This window comes from Hydrotalea sp., assembly GCA_030054115.1.
In the GTDB taxonomy this organism is placed as follows: domain Bacteria; phylum Pseudomonadota; class Alphaproteobacteria; order JASGCL01; family JASGCL01; genus JASGCL01.
The window spans coordinates 1-20,368 of sequence record JASGCL010000027.1 but is presented as its reverse complement, the minus strand read 5'-3'; the positions used below and the strand labels follow the sequence as shown (position 1 = coordinate 20,368).

Annotated in this window: 23 protein-coding genes and 1 tRNA gene; 7 read left to right on the top strand and 17 right to left on the bottom strand. The window is 49.0% G+C overall.

The features are described 5' to 3' along the window. Window positions 1-4: 4 nt before the first annotated feature. On the bottom strand, window positions 5-292 hold the full coding sequence (rpmB, locus tag QM529_05795) for a 50S ribosomal protein L28 (GenBank protein MDI9314165.1): 288 nt from the start codon (window positions 290-292) through the stop codon (window positions 5-7). Window positions 293-487: 195 nt separating this feature from the next. On the opposite strand from rpmB, the gene QM529_05790 reads away from it, so the two are divergent. Both QM529_05790 and QM529_05785 read left to right on the top strand, forming a co-directional pair. Continuing rightward, a complete protein-coding gene (locus tag QM529_05790) occupies window positions 488-784 on the top strand; it encodes a hypothetical protein (GenBank protein ID MDI9314164.1) in 297 nt (98 codons plus the stop codon). A gap of 10 nt (window positions 785-794) precedes the next feature. Next, complete coding sequence (locus QM529_05785) at window positions 795-1,187, top strand: SufE family protein (GenBank protein ID MDI9314163.1); 393 nt, start codon at window positions 795-797, stop codon at window positions 1,185-1,187. On the opposite strand, the gene QM529_05780 is transcribed toward QM529_05785, so the two are convergent. Then, window positions 1,177-1,869, bottom strand: a complete 693-nt coding sequence (locus QM529_05780) for a non-canonical purine NTP pyrophosphatase (GenBank protein MDI9314162.1) — start codon at window positions 1,867-1,869, stop codon at window positions 1,177-1,179. The two genes, QM529_05785 and QM529_05780, sit on opposite strands and share 11 nt — an antisense overlap. Before the next feature lie 16 nt (window positions 1,870-1,885). Next, complete coding sequence (gene proB / locus QM529_05775) at window positions 1,886-3,052, bottom strand: glutamate 5-kinase (GenBank protein MDI9314161.1); 1,167 nt, start codon at window positions 3,050-3,052, stop codon at window positions 1,886-1,888. Window positions 3,053-3,158: 106 nt separating this feature from the next. On the opposite strand from proB, the gene aroQ reads away from it, so the two are divergent. The 3 genes from aroQ (at window position 3,159) to accC (ending at window position 5,581) form a co-directional block, all read left to right on the top strand. Next, window positions 3,159-3,617, top strand: coding sequence for a type II 3-dehydroquinate dehydratase (aroQ, locus tag QM529_05770; protein MDI9314160.1), 459 nt, complete (start codon window positions 3,159-3,161; stop codon window positions 3,615-3,617). Between the two features lie 68 nt (window positions 3,618-3,685). Then, window positions 3,686-4,162 (top strand): acetyl-CoA carboxylase biotin carboxyl carrier protein, encoded by a 477-nt coding sequence (gene accB, locus QM529_05765; GenBank protein MDI9314159.1) that lies wholly within the window; start codon window positions 3,686-3,688, stop codon window positions 4,160-4,162. A 78-nt stretch (window positions 4,163-4,240) separates the two neighbouring features. After that, window positions 4,241-5,581, top strand: a complete 1,341-nt coding sequence (gene accC, locus QM529_05760) for an acetyl-CoA carboxylase biotin carboxylase subunit (GenBank protein ID MDI9314158.1) — start codon at window positions 4,241-4,243, stop codon at window positions 5,579-5,581. Window positions 5,582-5,617: 36 nt separating this feature from the next. On the opposite strand, the gene QM529_05755 is transcribed toward accC, so the two are convergent. The 14 genes from QM529_05755 to QM529_05690 all read right to left on the bottom strand — a co-directional run bounded on the left by QM529_05755 (window position 5,618) and on the right by QM529_05690 (window position 17,784). Beyond that, on the bottom strand, window positions 5,618-6,139 hold the full coding sequence (locus QM529_05755; protein ID MDI9314157.1) for a hypothetical protein: 522 nt from the start codon (window positions 6,137-6,139) through the stop codon (window positions 5,618-5,620). A 15-nt stretch (window positions 6,140-6,154) separates the two neighbouring features. Further along, window positions 6,155-6,730 (bottom strand): hypothetical protein, encoded by a 576-nt coding sequence (locus tag QM529_05750; protein ID MDI9314156.1) that lies wholly within the window; start codon window positions 6,728-6,730, stop codon window positions 6,155-6,157. 18 nt (window positions 6,731-6,748) lie between these two features. Beyond that, a tRNA-Lys gene (locus tag QM529_05745) sits at window positions 6,749-6,823 on the bottom strand. A gap of 136 nt (window positions 6,824-6,959) precedes the next feature. After that, window positions 6,960-7,529, bottom strand: a complete 570-nt coding sequence (gene efp, locus QM529_05740) for an elongation factor P (GenBank protein MDI9314155.1) — start codon at window positions 7,527-7,529, stop codon at window positions 6,960-6,962. 24 nt (window positions 7,530-7,553) lie between these two features. After that, window positions 7,554-8,399 carry a cytochrome c1 gene (locus QM529_05735; protein MDI9314154.1) on the bottom strand — a complete coding sequence of 282 codons (846 nt, stop codon included), beginning with the start codon at window positions 8,397-8,399 and terminating at the stop codon, window positions 7,554-7,556. Window positions 8,400-8,416: 17 nt separating this feature from the next. After that, window positions 8,417-9,682 (bottom strand): cytochrome b/b6, encoded by a 1,266-nt coding sequence (locus QM529_05730; protein ID MDI9314153.1) that lies wholly within the window; start codon window positions 9,680-9,682, stop codon window positions 8,417-8,419. A gap of 10 nt (window positions 9,683-9,692) precedes the next feature. Beyond that, window positions 9,693-10,397: a ubiquinol-cytochrome c reductase iron-sulfur subunit gene (petA, locus tag QM529_05725; GenBank protein ID MDI9314152.1), complete on the bottom strand. Its 705-nt coding sequence runs from the start codon at window positions 10,395-10,397 to the stop codon at window positions 9,693-9,695. A 152-nt stretch (window positions 10,398-10,549) separates the two neighbouring features. Then, complete coding sequence (locus tag QM529_05720) at window positions 10,550-12,022, bottom strand: amidase (GenBank protein MDI9314151.1); 1,473 nt, start codon at window positions 12,020-12,022, stop codon at window positions 10,550-10,552. Window positions 12,023-12,066: 44 nt separating this feature from the next. Next, window positions 12,067-12,948 (bottom strand): ABC transporter permease, encoded by an 882-nt coding sequence (locus tag QM529_05715; protein MDI9314150.1) that lies wholly within the window; start codon window positions 12,946-12,948, stop codon window positions 12,067-12,069. Between the two features lie 10 nt (window positions 12,949-12,958). Then, the gene (locus QM529_05710) at window positions 12,959-13,921 is read right to left on the bottom strand and encodes an ABC transporter permease (GenBank protein ID MDI9314149.1); all 963 of its coding nucleotides are present in this window, start codon (window positions 13,919-13,921) and stop codon (window positions 12,959-12,961) included. Between the two features lie 52 nt (window positions 13,922-13,973). Next, entirely contained in the window at window positions 13,974-15,041 is a 1,068-nt protein-coding gene (locus QM529_05705) for an ABC transporter ATP-binding protein (GenBank protein MDI9314148.1), read from the bottom strand. 4 nt (window positions 15,042-15,045) lie between these two features. Beyond that, the gene (locus QM529_05700) at window positions 15,046-15,495 is read right to left on the bottom strand and encodes an SRPBCC domain-containing protein (GenBank protein ID MDI9314147.1); all 450 of its coding nucleotides are present in this window, start codon (window positions 15,493-15,495) and stop codon (window positions 15,046-15,048) included. A 26-nt stretch (window positions 15,496-15,521) separates the two neighbouring features. Next, complete coding sequence (locus tag QM529_05695) at window positions 15,522-16,559, bottom strand: histone deacetylase family protein (GenBank protein ID MDI9314146.1); 1,038 nt, start codon at window positions 16,557-16,559, stop codon at window positions 15,522-15,524. Between the two features lie 136 nt (window positions 16,560-16,695). Beyond that, window positions 16,696-17,784, bottom strand: coding sequence for an extracellular solute-binding protein (locus tag QM529_05690; protein MDI9314145.1), 1,089 nt, complete (start codon window positions 17,782-17,784; stop codon window positions 16,696-16,698). 280 nt (window positions 17,785-18,064) lie between these two features. On the opposite strand from QM529_05690, the gene QM529_05685 reads away from it, so the two are divergent. Both QM529_05685 and QM529_05680 read left to right on the top strand, forming a co-directional pair. After that, window positions 18,065-19,081 carry a hypothetical protein gene (locus QM529_05685; GenBank protein ID MDI9314144.1) on the top strand — a complete coding sequence of 339 codons (1,017 nt, stop codon included), beginning with the start codon at window positions 18,065-18,067 and terminating at the stop codon, window positions 19,079-19,081. An 81-nt stretch (window positions 19,082-19,162) separates the two neighbouring features. Continuing rightward, window positions 19,163-19,471 (top strand): GIY-YIG nuclease family protein, encoded by a 309-nt coding sequence (locus QM529_05680; protein ID MDI9314143.1) that lies wholly within the window; start codon window positions 19,163-19,165, stop codon window positions 19,469-19,471. Window positions 19,472-20,368: the final 897 nt, after the last annotated feature.

The window sequence follows — 20,368 nt, the reverse complement described above, 5'->3', positions numbered from 1 at the left end:
CGACTTACTTCTTGGCGGTTAGTTTGACGATGGCTTTTTTCACCACCAATGCCTCTTTCGGCAATTTGCTGTCGTTGGTCGACAATAAAAATTGGTCGATGCCACCCTTGCGGTCGACGGTGCGCAGGGCGCGGGTCGAAATGCGCAATTTAATTTCGCGCGCTAAAATGTCGGAATAAAGCCGTTGCGTATGCAGGTTGGGGCGAAACACGCGGCGTGTTTTGTTTTCGGCGTGGCTTCGCTTATTGCCATATTGCACGGTTTTTCCAGTTAATTCGCAACGACGGGTCATGTTTATCTCTCAATTGTATTTTTATCTGTTTTAATGTCTTCTCGTATTTATTCTTTGTTCTACATTCGCTTACCAATTTTTATATCAAAAAACAAGCTTTTTCCATCGTGGCGCGCTTGTCGGCTTTATTTTTTTTGCTTGCAATAAATCTGGTTTTATATAAAATCATGGTGTAGAGAAGGAGTATCGCAAATTATGACCGAACTACCCAAAATCCCCAACCCACTCGCCAATATTGCCCGCACGGCCAAAACCGGTGGCAAAACCGGCCATTATCAACCATCGGTTTTTTTTCGCAAACCCTCGGGGTTGATGCGTTATCGCCACGGCGGTTACAATGCGGTGTTCCCGCTGGTTAACACCGGCGACCTATCGATTATGGATATGTTGTTCGACGGCGATGTGCCCAAAGATGCGTCCCACGGCGCGCGCCGCGAAAAATCGCCCACCGCAACGCCGATGGGCCAGGTTATCACCTTTCCAAAAAAATAACGGCCAATAAATGCCAAGCGAACAAATCCTCAGCGACCTAGAAACCCTGACCGATTGGCAAGACCGCTACCAAACTATTATCGAGGCCGGCGAACAATTGCCACCCTTCCCCGCCGCATTGCAAACCGAACAAAACAAGGTAACCGGTTGCATGAGCAATGTGTGGTTGACCGCCGAACAACGCGACGGCAAGTTTTTTTTTCATGGCACGTCGGACGCGGTTATTGTCAAGGGGTTGGTCGCCCTGGCATTGGCGGTGGCCAATGGCAAAACACGCGCCGAATTGCAACAATTGGATTTTGAAAAAACCTTTGCGCGCATCAACCTCGCCGAACACCTCAGCCAGACGCGGCGCAACGGGTTTTCGTCTTTGTTAAAAAAAATAAAAACCCTTACGGCGTAAAATCAATTTTTTCTTCTTTGCACCTTGCCAACAACAGATTCATGGCGCGGGTGCGGTGGCTGATTTTTTCTTTCTCGTTATTTGCCATCATGGCAAAACTTCGCGGCGGGTTGCCACCCGCGCCCGTCATTTCCTCGCGCGGCACAAATATCGGGTCGTAACCAAACCCATGGTCGCCGCGCGGCGGGAATTGCAAAAACCCATCGGCCAATCCCTCGACCGACAAAATTTTATTATTAACGCGCGCAAATAAAGCCAGGGCGCAGGTGAAATAGGCCGCGACGTTTGGCGAGGATAACGCCGCCGCCGCAATATTTTTGGCCAATAGTTCCTGCTTGATGCGCTCCATCGCGTAATGAAAATTTTTATCGGCACCGGCCCAGCGCGCCGAAAAAATACCCGGCGCACCATTTAACGCCGCCACCGACAGGCCGGAATCATCGGCCAAAATAAAATCGGGCAAATTATTTTTGTCATAATGCAAAAACCAATCGCGCACGGCGGCGGTTTTTAATTCGGCGTTGGCGATAAATGTTGCGCCGGTTTCTATCGGCTCGGGGATGGCGTAATCCCCCGCCGCCGATACATCGATATCATCGCACCATAATTCTTTAAATAATTCTTTGAACTCGCGCACTTTCCCTTGGTTGTGGGTGGCGATGATAAGGGTTTTTTTTGGCATCGAATCTTGCCCGCGCCTAATCCAAAATTAAATTGTCGCGGTCGATTAATTCAACCTTCATCGGCGCGGCAAATAATTTTTTAATCTCGCCCGATTGTTTGCCAATCATTTGCAATGCGTCGTCGCGGTCGTGGTTGATAAGCCCAACCCCCACCCTTTGGCCATTAATATTTTTTATCAATATCGCCGCGCCCTTTTCAAAATAATTTTTTGCCGTCAATTGCCGCACACCGGCCGGCAGTAGGCTTTTGCCCGATTTCACCGCCGCCAATGCGCCGTCGTCTATCACCATTTCCCCCTCATGGTTCAGCAAGCCGGCTATCCATTTTTTGCGTGCCGCCAGGGCCGAAACGCGCGTCGTAAAAATGGTCGCCCGCGCCGCGCCGGCCAATAATTGGCGCAATGGATGGTCGGCAAGGCCGCTGGCGATTATCATATCAACCCCGGCGCTATTGGCAATTTTTCCCGCCTGCAACTTGGTTACCATGCCGCCGGTGCCACGGCTATCGTTGGTGTTGCTGGCCAGTGCCATGATATCCTCGGTCACCTCGGCCACTTGGTCGATGTGTTTTGCATCCTTATGAATTTTTGGATTCTTATCATACAGCCCATCGACATCGGACAATAAAACCAGCGCATCGGCCGATACCATCGACGCCACCCGCGCCGACAATCGGTCGTTATCGCCATATTTTAATTCGTCGGTTGCCACCGAATCATTTTCATTCACAATGGGGATAACGCCGCGCGCCAACAATTCATTGATGGTGGCACGACCGTTCAGGTGGCGGTGGCGTTCCTCGGTATCCTGCGGCGTCAGTAAAATTTGCGCCACCAATAGGTTATGCTTGGCAAAGGCCTCGCGCCACGCCGCCATCAGGGCAATCTGCCCAATGGCCGAGGCGGCTTGTTTGGTTTCCAATTCCTCGCCGGCGGTCTTATCAATTTTTAACAGGGCGCGCCCCAGGGCGGTTGCGCCGGATGAAACCAACACCACCGCCTGACCATTTTTTTTCATGGCGGCAATGTCGTCAACCAGCGTGGCCAGCCATTGCCGTTTAACCGCGTCGCCGCCACCGTTTGGTTTGTCGGCCACCAATAGCGCCGAGCCAATTTTAATAATGACTTTTTTATAGGGGGAAAAATCGATGGCCATGTTGTTGCTTACTGTTTTTCTTAGCACGGCGGGGTTTTTCACCGCGCATCACTTGGCTATAATCTTTTTCGCCGCCATATTCAATCGTGGTTTCAACCTTGATTTTTGCAAGCGGAAGTTTTAGGGTGGCGGGATGAGCAAGACGCCGACCATATTGGTTTTGAATGGCCCCAATTTAAACATGCTGGGCAAGCGCGAGCCGGCGATTTACGGCACGGCCACGCTGGATGAGATTATTCTTGGCCTGACCGCCGAGGCAAAAAAATCCGGGGTTGATATCATGCACCAACAAAGCAACGCCGAACATGAATTGGTTGAGGCTATCCAAACCGCCAGCCGCAATAATAATATCAAGGGGATTATTATCAACGCCGGTGCCCTGACCCACAGCTCCATCGCCCTGCATGACGCGATAAAATTGTCGGGGCTTCCCACCGTCGAGGTTCACCTGTCAAATGTTTTTGCCCGCGAAGAATTTCGCCATCATTCTTACATCAGCGCGGTGGCGCGCGCCGTGATTGTTGGCGCGGGGAGCGACGGGTATCATTTCGCCTTGCAATTTTTAATAAAATTGCCTAATGATAAAGACTAGCAATTTTTTAGAAATAGTGACTGTAGTAATATAATTTAAATAATATTTTATTCTGGAGGGGTAAAATTATGGCTGATAAAAAAAATAAAAATAATAATTTCGCCGAGCTGACTGCCATCGTTGAATTGATGGAAAGCAAGGACCTATCGGTGGTGAAAATAAAAACCGGCGATTCGATGATAGAGGTCGAACGCGGCACGCGCATGATGGGGGTGCAAATGGCGCCCAGCATGGCCGCGCCAATGGCCATGCCCACCACCCCCGTGGCCGCGATGGCGACAGCGGGCCCAACCGTGCCAGTCGCCGACAATGCCGACGCGGTGAAATCACCGGTGGTTGGCGTTGTTTATCTTGCCCCCAAACCGGGCGAGCCAAATTTTATCAAGGTCGGCGATAAGGTAAAACAAGGGGCGGTGTTGATGATTGTCGAGGCGATGAAGGTCATGAACCAAATTGTCGCGCCACGCGCCGGCACGGTTACCGCCATCATGGTCGGTAACGAGGACCCAGTCGAATTTGGTCAGCCATTGGTAACCATTGTTTAAACCTTAAAAAAAAACGACGGCGTTAATCACGCTTGCCAAAAATTGTCCCGTCATTTTAGCCCCTAATCTTATAATCACATGTTCAAAAAAATTATGATAGCCAACCGTGGGGAAATTGCCTTGCGGTTGCTTAGAACATTTCGTGAGCTCGATATCGAAACCGTGGTTGCCCATTCGACCGCCGACCAAGAATCCAAACCGGTAATTTTATCCGACCAATCGATTTGCATCGGCCCGCCCGCGCCAAAAAACTCTTACCTCAATATCCCCAATCTTTTGTCGGCCGCGCATATTGCCGGGGTTGACGCCATTCACCCGGGGATTGGTTTTTTATCTGAAAATTCTTCCTTTGCGAAAAAGGCCAAGGAGCTCGGCATTGCCTTCATCGGCCCCAGCCCCGAACACCTCGACATGATGGGCGACAAAATAACCGCCAAAACCGCCGCCATCAATTATGGCCTGCCGACGATTCCGGGGTCGGAGGGGTCGGTCGAAACCGTGGCCGAGGCAAAAAAACTGGCGCAAATAATTGGCTACCCAATTATTTTAAAGGCCGCGTCGGGCGGTGGCGGGCGCGGGATGAAGGTTTGCTTGAACGATGGCGACCTTGATAAAAATTATGAATTATGCCGGCAGGAGGCCGAGGCCGCCTTCGCCGACAGCCGCGTTTACCTAGAAAAATATTTACAAAAACCCCGCCATATCGAGGTCCAGGTTTTGGGCGATGGCAATGGTCGCGGTTGGCATTTTTTTGAACGCGATTGTTCTATCCAACGCCGCCACCAAAAGGTGGTGGAGGAAGCCCCCAGCCCGGCGCTTGACAAGAATTTGCGCGATTCGATATGCGGTCGGGCGGCGGCGGCGGTGGAAAAAATGGGTTACCTCGGGCCCGGCACGTTTGAATTTCTTTATGAAAATGGCGAATTTTATTTTATCGAAATGAACACGCGGCTTCAGGTTGAGCATACCATCAGCGAAATGATTACCGGCTATAACCTGGTCGAATTGCAATTGAAGGCCTGCGCCGGCGACAAATTAAATTTGGAACAGAAAGATATTCAAATCAACGGCCACGCCATCGAATGCCGCATCAACGCCGAAAACCCCGAAACATTCCAACCCAGCCCGGGGCTTATCACCCGTTGGCACCCGCCGGGCGGCCTCGGCATTCGGGTTGACAGCCATGCCTACGCCGGTTACCGCATACCACCATTTTATGATTCGCTGATTGCAAAATTAATCGTCCATGGCGACAATCGGGCGCAGGCCACCAAACGCACCGTCCAGGCCCTGACCGAATTTTCGATAGAGGGGGTCGAGACCATCATTCCATTGCATTTGCGCATCCTCGCCACCCCCGAATTCCAATCGGGTGATTACACCATCCATTGGTTAGAAAAATTTCTTGGTTGGCATTAAAAAAAACCGCCAGCACTGCCCCCGCGTTCTATCACATTAAAACGCAACGCCAACCGCCCCGCCGATGCTGTAGGCATAGGTTGCGTTAAATTTCATCGGGACATAGATTTTACTGATGATGCTTATCACATACTTATCGATGCTGATATCCATCGACGCGTTGGGTATCAAAAAGTAAATGGTTTGACCATCAAGCCGCACATAGCCGGTTAGAAGATTGCGCGCCACACTGCTGCCAAGCCCTAAAGAAAAAAAGCTATTATTAGCAATGTTAAAGCGCAATTTATAAGCCGCGCCAAAATGCACCAACATATCGCGCTGGCCATAAAAATTATAAAAATAATAGGTAAAACCACCGACGACCGAAAAACCCTTGGCATGGTAACCGGATTCTATACCGATGGTCGGCGCCACCAGGGTTGAGCGCGTCAAATCTTTCGGAAAAATAGTTGCCTCTGACGAGACGCCACTAAAAAAACCCGGCCGCCAATCGTTGGCCATGGCGCGTGATGCCCCGCCAACTAATAACAACAAAATTAAAATTATTTTTTTTATCATTATATTATTTTATCATTAAAAACCGATGCGAACCTCCAGCCCGCCAGCATAATAAGGGGTGCGCCATTCATGGCTGTTAACATAAACCTTGGTCACAATGCCCAGCGCGCTGTTTTGTCCAATGTCAAACGCCATTCCGACATGCGGTCCTAGCACAGCTTGCAGTTTACAATCGCTACAAACTTGGCCAGTTTGAGAAAGCTGAATGCCAACGCCCAATTCGGCACCAAGCAAAAAATGAATAATGCCAAGGTGCAATTTGTAATCGGTGCTGGTCGACACCACCACTAACCCTTTCTTAAAAAAATAATTAGCACCAATCATGGTGTCAAAACTACGTGCGCTATAACCCACGTTAAGGCCGGTGAAATAACCCAATTGATAAATATCTTGGTTGGGGTCGGTTTTATAGGTCACCACCTCAAAATTGGGTTTCAAAAAAACGCCACCCTTGCCCATGCCCGTGTCTTGATTTTCTGCCGCCCGTGCCGGGGTCGCGCCTATCAGCAATATCGCCATGGCGAGCGATGCCAACATGGCCATCATCACCGCCATCCCTATATATTTGCTTGTTTTTCTTGCCACCGCCATGAATCCTTTTCAAAAAATTGGAGGGTGTAGAGAGATTTGAACTCTCGACAGGCTGATTAAGAGTCAGCTGCTCTACCCCTGAGCTATACACCCACCGAAATGGTTATAGTTTTTTATTAACAAAAAAGCAAACAAGCATTTGAATGTCATGGCTTGTTTGACCGCGGATTGGTAATAGGCCATTTGTCCCAACTTATCCCACCGCAAATAATAGTTATTAGTCCGATTATTAGTCTTTGGCGCGTTCGACAAATGTTTGTTCGTAAACATGCACCACGATTTTATCGCCGCTGTTGATATAGGGCGGCACCATGATACGCACGCCATTTTCTAAAATGGCTGGCTTGTATGATGAGGCGGCGGTTTGCCCCTTTATCACCGGTTCGGTTTCTTGCACCGCCATCGTCACATGGTCGGGCAAGGAGACGCCGATGATTTTCCCCTCGTAACTTTCAATCATCACCGCCATGCCGTCTTGCAAAAAGGCGGTGAATTCATCACCGATGTCTTCCTTGTTCAAGACAATCTGCTCGAAGGTTTGCGGGTGCATGAAGGTATAATTATCGTCGTCATGGAACAAAAATTGGTAATCGACCTGTTCGAGCGATACTTTTTCGATGGCATCCTCCGACCGGAAACGTTCGTTCAATTTGGTGCCCGACATTAGGTCTTTCAATTCGGCTTGGCAAAATGCCCCGCCCTTGCCAGGTTTCACATGGCTGGTCTTGACCACTCGCCAAATTTTGCCAAGATGTTCGATAACGAACCCTGGTTTCAAAGACCCGCCATTAACTTTCATGCTGTTATTCTTTGTCTGTTCGTTTTAATGATCGCCGACGTCGCGCCATTTATTTTTTTTCATGCGATACACCAGGTAATAAATAACGGCAAGCACGAGGAAGAATTTCAACGCCATGTAACGCGAGGCTTCCAAATTCGGTTCGGAGACAAAGGCCAAGAATGTTACCACGTCGTGCGCCATGTGTTTCAGGTCGTTCGCCGTGCCATCGCTGTATGAAACGGCACCATCGGCCAACGGTGCTGGCATGGCGATTTGCCCACCAGAGAAGTATTTATTAAAATGCATGCCCGGGTTCATGGTCATACCCTCGGGCGGGTTTTCATAACCGATGAGGATGGCGTAAACATAATCCGCGCCAGAGGACTCACCGCGAATCGTGATGGCGTCAAAAAAGTTCAAGAACAAATTGCCACGGCCATGATTACGCGCCTTAATAATCAATGACAAATCTGGCGGCAATGTTCCGCCGTTGGCGGCGCGGGCGTCACCCTCGGTCGCGAAGGGTTTCGGGAAATAATCGGATGGTAAGCCAGTGCGTTTCAATGGTTTGCCTTGTTCATCGATGGTATCGACCTGATGGCTACGGGCGAAGGCCTTGATTTCATCGGCCGAATAACCAATCTTGCTGAGCTCGCGGTATGGCACCAAACTCAAGGCATGGCAACCGGCGCAAACTTGGGTATAGATTTGCAAGCCACGTTGTGCCGCCGCCTTATCATAACTGCCAAACGGGCCGGTCCAACTCCATGATTGTCTTTCGGGGTGGCTGGTTTCAAATTTAATTTCCTCGGCCAAGGCGGGGCGCGCCACGCCACCGACAACCAGCGACAAGAGGGCGATTAACAAAAATAACTTATTTTTTTTCATGACATTATTTCCTTATTTTATTTCTTTCTTTTTTTTCTCATGTCGTCCTCTATCGCCCGCGCCAATGACATGGGCACCGGCAATGGTTTTTCCAATTTAACAATCAACGGGGTCAGAATTAAGAAATGGAAAAAATACCAAAAAGTTGCAAGTTGCGAAAAGATGAGGAACGCCCCCTCGGCCGGGCGACTGCCGCAATAGCCAAGCAAAATAACATCGGCGACAAAACCAATCACAAACCAGCGATAAACCGGCCGATAGCGGCAACTGCGCACCGGCGATTTATCAAGCCACGGCAGAAGCCCAAGCAAGACAATCGCCGCAACCATGCAAATAACCCCGCCCAATTTGGCCGGCACAATCCACAGAAAATCAAAAGTGATGGAACGCAAGATGGCGTAAAACGGCAGGAAATACCATTCGGGCACAATTTCGGCCGGCGTCACCAATGGTTGCGCCATGATATAATTGTCGGGGTGCCCCATGTAATTGGGCGCGTAGAAAACGAAGAAGCCATAGACCATCATAAACACCAGGACGCCGAGCGAATCCTTTAACGTGTAATAAGGATGGAAGGTAACGGTGTCGCCCGCGCCCTTTGGGTCAATACCACTTGGGTTGTTTGATTTGGCACGGTGCATCGCCACGATATGCAACGCCACCACGCCAACAATAACAAATGGCAACAAATAATGAAGGGCAAAAAATCGATTGAGGGTTGGGTTATCCACCGAAAAACCACCAAGCAACCACGTGACCAATATATCGCCAACCAGCGGTATGGCCGAAAACAAATTGGTGATAACCGTCGCCGCCCAAAAACTCATTTGCCCCCAGGGTAAAACATAACCCATGAAGGCCGTCGCTATCATCAACAAGAAAATAACCACGCCCAACACCCACACCAATTCACGTGGTTCTTTGTATGAGCCATAATACATGCCACGGAAAATATGAACATAAACCACCATGAAAAACATCGACGCGCCGTTCATGTGAATATAACGAATCAGCCAGCCGTTGTTGACATCGCGCATGATTCGCTCGACCGAATGAAAAGCATAATCGACATGCGGCGTGTATTGCATCGCCAAAAATACGCCGCTTAAAATCATCACCACCAACATGATGGTCGCCATCGCGCCAAAGCTCCAAAAATAATTTAAATTTTTTGGCATCGGGAAAATGCCATATTCTTTATAAAAATAGGAAAACACCGGCAGGCGTTGGTCTATCCAACGCACCACGCCGTTTTTAAATTCTATATCGCCGTTATGTTTCATGTTGCGCTCCTTAGCCAATTTTTATTGTTGTGTCGGTTAAAAATTGATAGGGCGGCACCGCCAAATTGGTCGGCGCGGGGCCTTTCCTAATACGGCCCGATGTATCATATTGCGAGCCATGGCAAGGGCAAAACCAACCGCCAAATTCACCGCGGTTAGAGCCGGCGGTTTGGCCCGAGGGGATACAGCCAAGATGCGTGCAAATGCCAATCAACACCAACCATTCGGATTTTTTCACCCGCGCGGCATCGATTGCCGGGTCCTTGCCCTTGTTATCATCGGCGGTTGCTTGGTCAATTTCGGCTTGGGTGCGGTGGCGAATAAAAACTGGTTTGCCCTGCCACTTAACGGTGATGGCACTGCCGACCGGCACTTGGCCGATATCAATCTCGGTCGTGGAAACCGCCAGCACGTCCTGCGCCGGGTTCATCGATGAAATCAACGGCCACACCGCCACGCCACCCGCCACGCCGGCTGAGGCCACGGTGAGCAAATTTAAAAAATCACGGCGTTCGGCATCACCCGGTGCGGCCATTTTAACCTTGGCCGCGTTGGCCGATTCCTTCGATTGTTTCGCGACAATTTTGCTTTTTGATTTTTTCAACGAACTGGCCAGCTGGCTTTGCAACATCAGCAACGCCGGCGATTGGCGAAGCGCTTGCAAAAAACCAATTTTTGATTTTTTTGATGACGATTTTATTTTTTTGTTTTTCATAAATATAAATTTTATAGTTTCGGTGAACAAACCCTCATGAATATATTAAAACGAACAATAATTAACGTGTGATTAAAGAACAATTTTTACGCTACTCCCTTAACAATATTCCTGCAACCTGTCAAATGATAAAATAGGCTGGATAAAGAAATTTATAATCGCGGTCTTTTGTTTTTTGCAAACCAATCGCTGTTTTTTTCAATCGCCAGGCCGGCGCGCAACACCGGCAATTCGTCATAAAATTTGCCCACCAATTGCACGCCGGTTGGCACGCCGTTATCGGCAAAGCCCGATGGCACGGCCAACACCGGGCACGTGCTAAGCATGTTAAATGGCACCGTCATATACCAATCAAAACTCATGGTGGTGCGCGTCACGCCATCGACCATTGTCTTTTCCAATTGCGGGTAGCCATCGGCCTTGTCAGCGGCGATGCGGTTGGTGGGGCAAAGCAACATGTCGTAATCGGCGGTCGCCACGGCGAAATCCTTGGCCATCTGCAGGGTCAATTCATTGCCGCGCGCCATGTCGTGCGGTGTTAATTCATTCCAAAATTCGGCGGTTAAAATACTATAATCGCATAATTTATCGCGGTGGTCACGCGCCGCAGACAAAATATGGCCACCACCCATCAGGCCGACATGAGCCTCGCCATAAAAATTATGGCTTTTGCTAAAACGTAAATCGACCTCATCGACCACCGCGCCGAGTTCACGCAACCAGGCGACAAAATTATTTGTTTCGCGGGCCACATCGGGCGCGACGTCATAACAACCCAAATCGAGGGAGAAGGCAATGCGCGTGCCCTTAAGCGAGTGCAATGCCTTATCGTCCCTATCGACCATCTCTATCAATGGCTTATAATCTATCGAACTGGGGTAGGTATTTTGGTCCCACGGGTGCGGCCCCGCCATGACGTCCATCATCATCACAATATCCATCACCGACCGCGCCATCGGCCCAACATGGCAATAGGGATCATAATTGTAGACGTTTAATTCCGGCACCCGACCATGGGGTGGTTTGTAACCCACCACACCACTGCAGGCCGCCGGAATTCTTATCGACCCGCCAATGTCACTGCCGGTGCCGATAATGCCGGCGCCACCGGCCAGGGCCGCACCGGTGCCGCCCGACGACCCGCCCGGTGTCATCGCGCGGTTCCATGGGTTGGTGGTAACGCCGTGAAGTTTTGACAAGGTCGTGCCCAACAGGCAAAATTCTGGCGTCGTGGTTTTGCCAATCGGGATTGCGCCGGCGGATAACAATCGTTCGATATGGACATCGGTTTCGCTGTCGATAACATCTTTGTAAAGCAACGAGCCGCTGGTGTTTTTACTACCCTGCCATTTGGCTTCCTCCTTCATTGCCAATGGTATGCCGAGCAAATTTGCCAGCTGTTTTTTATCGCTCGATTTTTTTATTGCTTCATCGGCGGTGGCGGCCATCGCCATGGCCTTGTCATGAAAAAATTCGGTGAAGCAGTTGGTCGCGTCTTGGGCTATGCGAGCCCGCGCTAAATGTTGCGCCACCAGCTCGGTCACGCTTACCGCGCCGGCGCGCAACAAACCGCGCGCCTGCCCAGCGGTTAGGTAAAATAAATCATCCGCATTATGCTGTTGCATCGCTTCCTTACCTTACCTTGCATTATTTCATGCCATTGTGCCAATTACGCAACCGGCGTTTTGTTTTTTGATAGGAGAAGATAAATACTCACCAACCCGACCGACACCAAAAGATAAAGGGTGGAAATCGCATTGACCTCCGGCGTGACGCCCTGCCTAATCATGCTGTAAATATAAACTGGCAGGGTGCCCGACCCGGCGTTGGCCACCATGAGGGTGATAATAAAATCATCGAGCGAAATAACAAACGCCAAAGCAAAGGCCGAAAAAATCGCGTTGCGCAATATCGGCAGGGTCACCAAGCGAAAAATTTGCCATTCGCTGGCGTATAGATCGCGCGCCGCCATTTCCAAATTGGCGTCCATCCCCAACAATGCCGAGCGCAACGGAACATAGGCAAAGGGCAAACAAAAAACCGTGTGGGCGATGATAACATTGCCCAGCCCCCAGTTGATGTGCATGGTGGAAAAAAACATCAGGCTGGCGACCGCCGACACCATCTCCGGAATAATCAGCGGCAAAATCACCGCCACCATAATCAAGGCCTTGCCCAAAAAATCCATGCCACGCACCACGATATAGGCCGCGGTCAGGGCGAAGATAACGCTCAAGGGTGCGGCGGTGAAGGCGACAATGATGCTGTTCATCGCCGAACGCCAAATATCGGTATTGGCAAAAAGCTTGGCATACCATTCGGTTGAAAAACCGCTCCAAACCATTGCCAAGCGATTTTGGTTAAAACTATAAATCACCAACACCACCATTGGGGCGTAAAGAAAAAGATAAAATAGCCCCATCCACCATTTCAACGGCTTGCCCGAAAAATACCGCGCCATCGGTTTCATTTCCTCTTGATAGGCGGCAAGTTGCGCGCCGGTTTTTTCTGGCGCGGTGGTGGCGTTAGATGGTTGGTTTGATAATGCCATGTTATGCCTCTTATTTATTACCTTGTTTATTTGCCAACAAGGAATTGGTTTTTTCCTTGCGCTCTTGCTTGATTTGCACCACCACCACCACCAGGGCGACCAGCAACAGCAAATTGGAAATCGCCGCACCAAACACCCAATTGCGCGCGGTGGTGAATTGTTGTTCGACCAACGTGCCCCACAGCAAATCCTTATTCGCGCCCAATATGGCCGGCGCGATAAAAGCCCCAAGCGCCGGCACAAACACCAGCACCATGCCGGCGATAACCCCGGGCTTGACCAATGGCAAAACCACCTTGGTCAAAATAACGCGGCGCGAGGCATAAAGGTCGGCCGCGGCGTCAAGCAATCGTTGGTCCATCCGCTCGATGCTGGTAAAAATCGGTATCACCATTAATGGCAAATAAGAATAAAGCAGACCAATCGCCACCGCGGTGTTGCTGTAGAGCAAATCAAACGATTGGTCGGTCGACATCAAACCGGTCGCCAAAAATGGCAATTCCAACACGCCACCGCGCCCCAAGATATTTGTCCAGGCGTAGGTGCGCACCAACAGGTTGGTCCAAAACGGAATGGTGATAAAAAATAGCATCAGGTTTTTTTGCTTTTCAGATAACCCGCCCATGTAAAGCGCGACCGGAAACCCCGCCAAAAAACAGAGCAAGGTGGTGGCGGCGGCAATCACCACCGAGCGCAACAATATCGACGGGTAAGCAAAACTAAATGTCCATTTGCCATCCCAATCCTGTTCAAAAAATATTTGTTTGTAACCAGCCAGCGATGGGACGAGATGCACCCCGCCGTCGGAATCCGATGTCAAAAATGACACGACAAACATTATCAGCAACGGCCCGCCGAGGAAAACAAAAATAATAAACAGCATCGGGAAAACCCCCGACCACAAAAATAGCGGGTTGGTTAGGGGCGTCAAATACACCGCCGTCGATTTTTTTTGCTCCATGTTTTTTTTCATATTTTTTATCTTGGTGCTTATCGATTATGATTCCTAATTGTATCAAAAAAAATTATGAATAAAGCACCCGCGCCTTGGCCGCGTCAATGGCAATGCTGTAATAATTGCCGACCGCCACACCATGCGCCTTGTCGGGCGACATTGTTGCCTGCACCCGGCCAAGCTCACCATGTTGCAATATTAATTTAACGCTGTCGCCCAAATAATCAACATCGTCGAGGCGGAAATCATTTTTATCCTTGCTTTGCTTCACCATCATATCCTCGGGGCGGCAACATAGGTAGGCCTTATCCTCGGCCTTGTTATTTTTATGTTGCTTGCCAGCGGCCACGGCAAAGCGATGGCCGGCGGTGGTGGTGAATGTTTTACCATCGTAACGGCCGGCCAATATGTTCGCCTCGCCGATGAAATCGGCGACAAAGAAATTGGCTGGCTCTTGGTATATTTCTTGCGGCGTGCCGACCTGCAAAATATGCCCCTTATTCATCACCGCGATTTTATCCGACAGCGACAGGGCCTCCTCCTGGTCGTGGGTGACAAAGATGAAGGAAATTTTCACTTCCTTTTGAATCCGTTTTAATTCTAACCTCATGGCATGGCGCAATTTTAAATCGAGCGCTGATAAGGGCTCATCAAGCAATAAAATTTTGGGGCTCGGCGCGATCGCCCGCGCCAGGGCAACCCGTTGTTGTTGCCCGCCCGACAATTGCGCCGGCAGGCGACCGCTATATTCCTCCAACCGCACCAATGCCAAAACCTCGCGCACCCGCGCGGCAATGGTGTCTTTTTTCCAATTTAATCGTTCCAAGCCAAAGGCAATATTTTGCCCCACCGTCAAATGCGGGAACAAAGCATAGTTTTGAAACACCGTGTTGACCGGTCGCTTGGCCGCCGGCAGGGTATCAAGCGGTTTGCCCTCGAGCATTATCTGGCCGGCATCAAGCGTGTCAAAGCCGGCGATAAGCCGCAACAACGTGGTTTTGCCGCACCCCGAGGGGCCAAGCAGGGTGAAGAAACTGCCACGATTAATTTCCAACATTATATCATCCAGCACTTGCGTCGCGCCGAATGATTTTTTGACGTGGCTGATGCTTAAGAATTTATCTGTTTTTGCTTGCACGGCATTACCCTTTCTTTTGTAAATAATCTTTGAGGTTTTTCAGCAGTCTTTCGCCACCCGCCCGCATGAAACCAAGGAATTTTTCCCTGTCAGGTTGCGAACTTGGCGGAAAAAAATAAGACAAGGCGACGTGCGTTCCGTCGCTTGCCTCGGCCAATTCCACCGCGACCCGCGCCACCATGGCACCTGGACTACCGCTATCAAAAACCAATTTCTTTTCAGGAATGATTTCACGATAAATTGCCAGATGGGAAACAACATTGCCATCGGGCTGAACCATGTCAAATTTCCTTTCGCCCCCCACCTTTAAATCGACAACAATATTTTTTATTTCAAATCCTTCGGGTGCCCACCATTTTTTCAATTGGTCAGGCTCCACCAGCGCGCGCCAAATTGCCCCGCGTTCGGCCGGCATGTCGCTTTCAACCGTGATTTCGATTTCTTTTTCTGTCATGGTTTTTTTTCTCCTTAAAAAAAGAATTATTTTTTATCCAACATGCCCTCCAAGAAATTAACGGCATTGATACCGATTTCTTCGACCGCGTAGCCACCCTCCATCACGACATGGGTTGGCAGGTTAATGCCGGCAATCGCCCGCCCCATGGTAATGAAATCGTTCGAGGTTAATTTTAAAGGACTGATGGGGTCTTTTTCATAGGTATCGGTGCCCAGCGAGACAATCAAAATTTCCGCGCCAAATTGTTGGATGGCTTTTAACCCGTCCATCAAGGCCGCACCCCAAATGTCATATTTGCCGCCGGCCGGAATGGGGTAATTTTTATTCGCCCCCACCCCATCGCCCGCGCCGGTTTCATCGGCATAACCCATAAAAAATGGGTAGGTAACCTCCGGCGCGCCATGCAATGAAACATAAAGCACGTCGCCGCGGTTATAAAAAATATCCTGTATGCCATTGCCATGGTGAACATCGACGTCCAAAATGGCGACTTTTTTTGCCCCATTATCGCGCATATATTGCGCGGCGATGGCGGCATTATTCAAAAAGCAATAACCGCCAAACATATCGGCGGTTGCATGGTGGCCGGGCGGACGGCACAGCGAATAAACCACCTTATCCGGCCCCTTCAATATCATTTCGGCACCGGTCAGGGCGACATCCTTGCTGGCGAGCGAGGCCTCCCACGTGCCCTTATCAATCATCGTTTCCGATGATAAGGCATGATAGGATAATTTGCCATCGATCGATTGTGGTCGCCGGTCGCTGGGCATGCGGCGCGCAAACCATGCGGTGGCGCACATGTCACCCGCGTAGCCAGCGGCCTTCCACTCGTCGTAACCATGTTCTAAGAAATCTAATAAATCGGCGTTGTGAATTTTTTTCACCGGCGCCATGCCAAAATCTTTTGGCGGTATAATATCGTTAAATTTTCGTTCTTTTAACCGCGCCAAGATATATTCCATCCGCGCCGGCCGTTCAAACGGGTATACCAATCGCCCGCCCGCTATTTCATATTGCGCATCGCGCAATTTGTGCTTGTCGCTGTAAATAACTTTCATGACGACACCCTCCTATAAATTTATATTTTACTACTTTGTTTTTTTTATTCAAGGTTATCCCCGCCCCCCTTAGCAACTTACAACAGCAAATTGCTAAGGGGGGACGAAGGATTTTATGAAAAATAAATATTACAATTTATTTCTGCAGGGCGGTCCAAACCTTATCGCGATATTTGATCGCGGTGGCACTGCAAGCCGCTGGGAAACTTATCTTGTAACCCGCCGGCAATTTCAAAGCTTGCGCTTTTTTCATTGTGGGCGAGAAATATTTATAACTGTCCGGAATGGCATTATTATAACCTTGCGCATTGCTGATGAGCGCCATGTTTTTTGGGTCCATCAGGAAGTTCAAGAATTTTTTTGCCGCCTCGGGGTTTGGTGCTTTACTGCTGATAACAACAGTGTCAAAGAACCCAACCACCCCTTCCTTGGGGAAGGCCAACTTGGCATCGGTGATGCCTTCGTCGATTTGCGCCCGTTTGGTGTTGCCATCCCAATTATGGGTCATGACCACTTCGCCAGATTTCAGCCGCTCGTTAACCTGTTCAGACGAATAAACCTTAACGAAAGGTTTTTGCTTCATCAACAGCTCTTGGATTTTTTGATAATCCTTTGCGTTTTCAGAGCATAACGGAATGCCAAGGTAAGCCGAGGCACTGCCGATGACGTCATCGGGTGATTTGAAAACGGCAATTTTGCCCTTCATCGAATCATCTGGCTCAAAAAATTCTTTCCACGAATCGGCCGGCCCCTTATAAAGCGACGAGCGATAAGCGAAAGAAGTAATACCATATTGATATGGCACGTGATATTCATGGGTCGGGTCCCAAACCGGATTGCGCCATTTTTTATCAATATATTTATAATTGGGCATGTTTTTTATATCAACCTTTTGCACCAACCCTTGTTTAATAAAAATTGGTAAAAAGTTTTCCGACGGCACGAATACATCGTAACCCGAACCACCGCCCGATTTAATCTTCGCCAGCAATGTTTCGTTGCTGTCGTAAGTATCAAGCTGCACCTTGATGCCGGTTTCTTTGGTAAATTTTGCCAAAAACTCCGGCGATGTATAATCGGTCCAATTATACAAATGTAACACATTATTTTGCGCCCGCGCCACATTCACATTGGCCGCCAGCAACGCCGTGCCAAGCAACAACCCGCCCATCAGGGCAATGGTCGAACGGCGCGACGTAGTTTGTTTATAGTTTACTTGCGTCATGTTTTTCCTCCTACAATTTGGTTATTCATGATTAACAAATGATGACAATTGTCCGCCGAAAAATTTACTTAGTCAAGAAAAAAAACGAGTATAAGGCGATTTTTTCTCATTTTGCTCGAGGTAATAATATATTATATTTTTAATTATAAAAAAAAATTTTTCTATAGTGCCCCACCACCATGTTTTTCTATCTTGAATTATAAGGAAATAAAATTTTTCGCTTTGCGCGAACCATAATCCGTGCCAACATACGGGCGCATAACAACCCATTAGAACCAAAATGTCCCTGCGCCAAAAAATCAGCAATATTGCCAGCCCGTTCAACAGCAACCGCCTGTTGTTAATCCTGCTAACCCTGTTGGTGGCGGTGCTTATCGGTCTGGTGGTGCATTTCTTTTTTTTCGGCAAGCACAAACAAACAAGCAATTTTGACAGCCAAACCCTCTGTCTTTATAGTGGGTCGAGCAACGGCGTCATGGTGTTTATCGACCAAACATCGGGCATCACCGCCAAGCAAGCCGCCGGCATCAACCGCCGTGTCAAAAAAATTGCCATCGACCAGGTTGACCAATTTGGCCGCCTGACATTTTACACCCTGACGCGCGACAACCAAACGCAAAAAATCGGTTTTGTTTGCAACCCGGGCAACCTGGCCAATATCCAAGACAGCTGGGTCAAAAGCCTGGGCATGACCAAAAAACAAATTTTTGATTATTATAAATCAGAGGTTACCGATTTAAGCAACCAAGCCCTGGACCAAATGATTAACAAACCGCAAACCGCCGATGCCAAAATTATGGAGGGGTTACGCGACGCCATCACACTTTACAAAACGCCCACCACGCCGCCCGAAGCCGACGCAACCGCGACAGACGCGGCGACCAACATACTACCCGATGAAACCAGTTTGGATTGGTTGGTGATTTTTTCAGACATGAAGGAACAACGCCCCGATTTTTCATTACGCACCGCCACCGCCAAAACCACGCCGACCATTTTGGATTTTTGGGCAAACAACAGCACGTTAAAGCTAGACCTGAGCGACACCGCGGTTGGCATTTATTATTTTAAAGATAAAAAAGACAAGAAGAAAAATAAAAAATCCGCTGATGACGCCAGCAATGATAATCAAAGCGATGGCAACTATAAGGATGACACCAATAAAAAGGACGCATCGGGTAAAAAACAGAAAAAAAAATCAACCACAAAAACCAGCAACAGCAAATTCCATAAATTTTGGGAAGATTATTGGCAAAGCCAAGGCGCCACCGTCGAATGGTTCCGCGGCATGGAGTAGGGACGAACAGGCGGAGCATAATGGCGGGTGATAAAAATTATCGATTTATTTTTTTATATCTTATTCCTAAAATAATGCACCATGACAACAATCACAGAAAAATGGCCGGCGGTTTATATTTTGGCATCGGCAAAACACGGCACATTATATGTTGGCGTAACCAGCGACCTTATCACGCGAATGCACCAGCATAAAAATGGTTGGTTTGAAGGATTCGCCAAAAAATATAATGTAAAGCGATTAGTTTATTATGAAAAATTTGACGACATGGCAACCGCCATTGAACGCGAAACAAAATTAAAAAAATGGAATCGCGCTTGGAAAATAAAATTAATAGAAGATAAAAATCCAGATTGGCGCGATTTGCTAAAAGATTTTTCTGGCGATTAGTTCCACCCCGCCGGCTCTGGGGCGCGGCCAGCCCTCAATACCCCATCATCCCCCGTCATTCTAGAAATCCGCCCGCTCACCCCTCCCCCCGTCATTCTCGAAATCGCGCCGCTCATCTCCCACCCCCCCGTCATTCTCGAAAATTTTTCTTGCCATGTTGCGAATGCAACATGGCGAAAACCATAGAAAAATTTATCGGGAACCCAATCCTTGGCCTCAACTTTGCCCGCTCTCAACCGACATCGCCTCGCTGGTTGGTAAAATGACAGCTTCGCTGGCGAAAGATTATTACTTTGGTGAAAGGCGACGCCAAGGATTGAAATTTATTCGCCCTATCGCTTCGCTACTTGAGCGCGGCCGATAATCGTTGCGAATGGTTTGCGCTATTGCTGAACGCAATATCGCTCGCAACGATTTCGAGAATGACGGACGGTGGGGTATTAAAAAAACGGCGGAGTAAAGAAAGGTAGAGAAGAGGGCGATGCCACAAAGCCTCCATTGCTTTAGCCGCCAGCTCACCCCTCCCCCCGTCATTCTCGAAAATTTTTCTTGCCATGTTGCGAATGCAACATGGCGAAAACCATAGAAAAATTTATCGGGAACCCAATCCTTGGCCTCAACTTTGCCCGCTCTCAACCGACATCGCCTCGCTGGTTGGTAAAATGACAGCTTCGCTGGCGAAAGATTATTACTTTGGTGAAAGGCGACGCCAAGGATTGGGTTCCCGATAACCCGCATGGGCTTCGCCCTATCCCGCGCTAAGGCGCGGGCATATGCGGGTTTCGAGAATGACGGACGGTGGGGTGGCTGGCGGGTTTTCACAAAAAAAAGGGTGGTTATTGCTAACCACCCTTTTAATTTTTTTGCGCATTATTAAACGCTAATAATTAAACAATA

What these genes read in the sequence shown, in the direction of transcription:
- rpmB (MDI9314165.1), bottom strand. Translation starts at nt 292, where the DNA reads ATGACCCGTCGTTGCGAATTAACTGGAAAAACCGTGCAATATGGCAAT.
- QM529_05790 (MDI9314164.1), top strand. Translation starts at nt 488, where the DNA reads ATGACCGAACTACCCAAAATCCCCAACCCACTCGCCAATATTGCCCGC.
- QM529_05785 (MDI9314163.1), top strand. Translation starts at nt 795, where the DNA reads ATGCCAAGCGAACAAATCCTCAGCGACCTAGAAACCCTGACCGATTGG.
- QM529_05780 (MDI9314162.1), bottom strand. Translation starts at nt 1,869, where the DNA reads ATGCCAAAAAAAACCCTTATCATCGCCACCCACAACCAAGGGAAAGTG.
- aroQ (MDI9314160.1), top strand. Translation starts at nt 3,159, where the DNA reads ATGAGCAAGACGCCGACCATATTGGTTTTGAATGGCCCCAATTTAAAC.
- accB (MDI9314159.1), top strand. Translation starts at nt 3,686, where the DNA reads ATGGCTGATAAAAAAAATAAAAATAATAATTTCGCCGAGCTGACTGCC.
- accC (MDI9314158.1), top strand. Translation starts at nt 4,241, where the DNA reads ATGTTCAAAAAAATTATGATAGCCAACCGTGGGGAAATTGCCTTGCGG.
- QM529_05755 (MDI9314157.1), bottom strand. Translation starts at nt 6,139, where the DNA reads ATGATAAAAAAAATAATTTTAATTTTGTTGTTATTAGTTGGCGGGGCA.
- QM529_05750 (MDI9314156.1), bottom strand. Translation starts at nt 6,730, where the DNA reads ATGGCGGTGGCAAGAAAAACAAGCAAATATATAGGGATGGCGGTGATG.
- efp (MDI9314155.1), bottom strand. Translation starts at nt 7,529, where the DNA reads ATGAAAGTTAATGGCGGGTCTTTGAAACCAGGGTTCGTTATCGAACAT.
- QM529_05735 (MDI9314154.1), bottom strand. Translation starts at nt 8,399, where the DNA reads ATGAAAAAAAATAAGTTATTTTTGTTAATCGCCCTCTTGTCGCTGGTT.
- QM529_05730 (MDI9314153.1), bottom strand. Translation starts at nt 9,682, where the DNA reads ATGAAACATAACGGCGATATAGAATTTAAAAACGGCGTGGTGCGTTGG.
- petA (MDI9314152.1), bottom strand. Translation starts at nt 10,397, where the DNA reads ATGAAAAACAAAAAAATAAAATCGTCATCAAAAAAATCAAAAATTGGT.
- QM529_05720 (MDI9314151.1), bottom strand. Translation starts at nt 12,022, where the DNA reads ATGCAACAGCATAATGCGGATGATTTATTTTACCTAACCGCTGGGCAG.
- QM529_05715 (MDI9314150.1), bottom strand. Translation starts at nt 12,948, where the DNA reads ATGGCATTATCAAACCAACCATCTAACGCCACCACCGCGCCAGAAAAA.
- QM529_05710 (MDI9314149.1), bottom strand. Translation starts at nt 13,921, where the DNA reads ATGAAAAAAAACATGGAGCAAAAAAAATCGACGGCGGTGTATTTGACG.
- QM529_05700 (MDI9314147.1), bottom strand. Translation starts at nt 15,495, where the DNA reads ATGACAGAAAAAGAAATCGAAATCACGGTTGAAAGCGACATGCCGGCC.
- QM529_05695 (MDI9314146.1), bottom strand. Translation starts at nt 16,559, where the DNA reads ATGAAAGTTATTTACAGCGACAAGCACAAATTGCGCGATGCGCAATAT.
- QM529_05690 (MDI9314145.1), bottom strand. Translation starts at nt 17,784, where the DNA reads ATGACGCAAGTAAACTATAAACAAACTACGTCGCGCCGTTCGACCATT.
- QM529_05685 (MDI9314144.1), top strand. Translation starts at nt 18,065, where the DNA reads ATGTCCCTGCGCCAAAAAATCAGCAATATTGCCAGCCCGTTCAACAGC.
- QM529_05680 (MDI9314143.1), top strand. Translation starts at nt 19,163, where the DNA reads ATGACAACAATCACAGAAAAATGGCCGGCGGTTTATATTTTGGCATCG.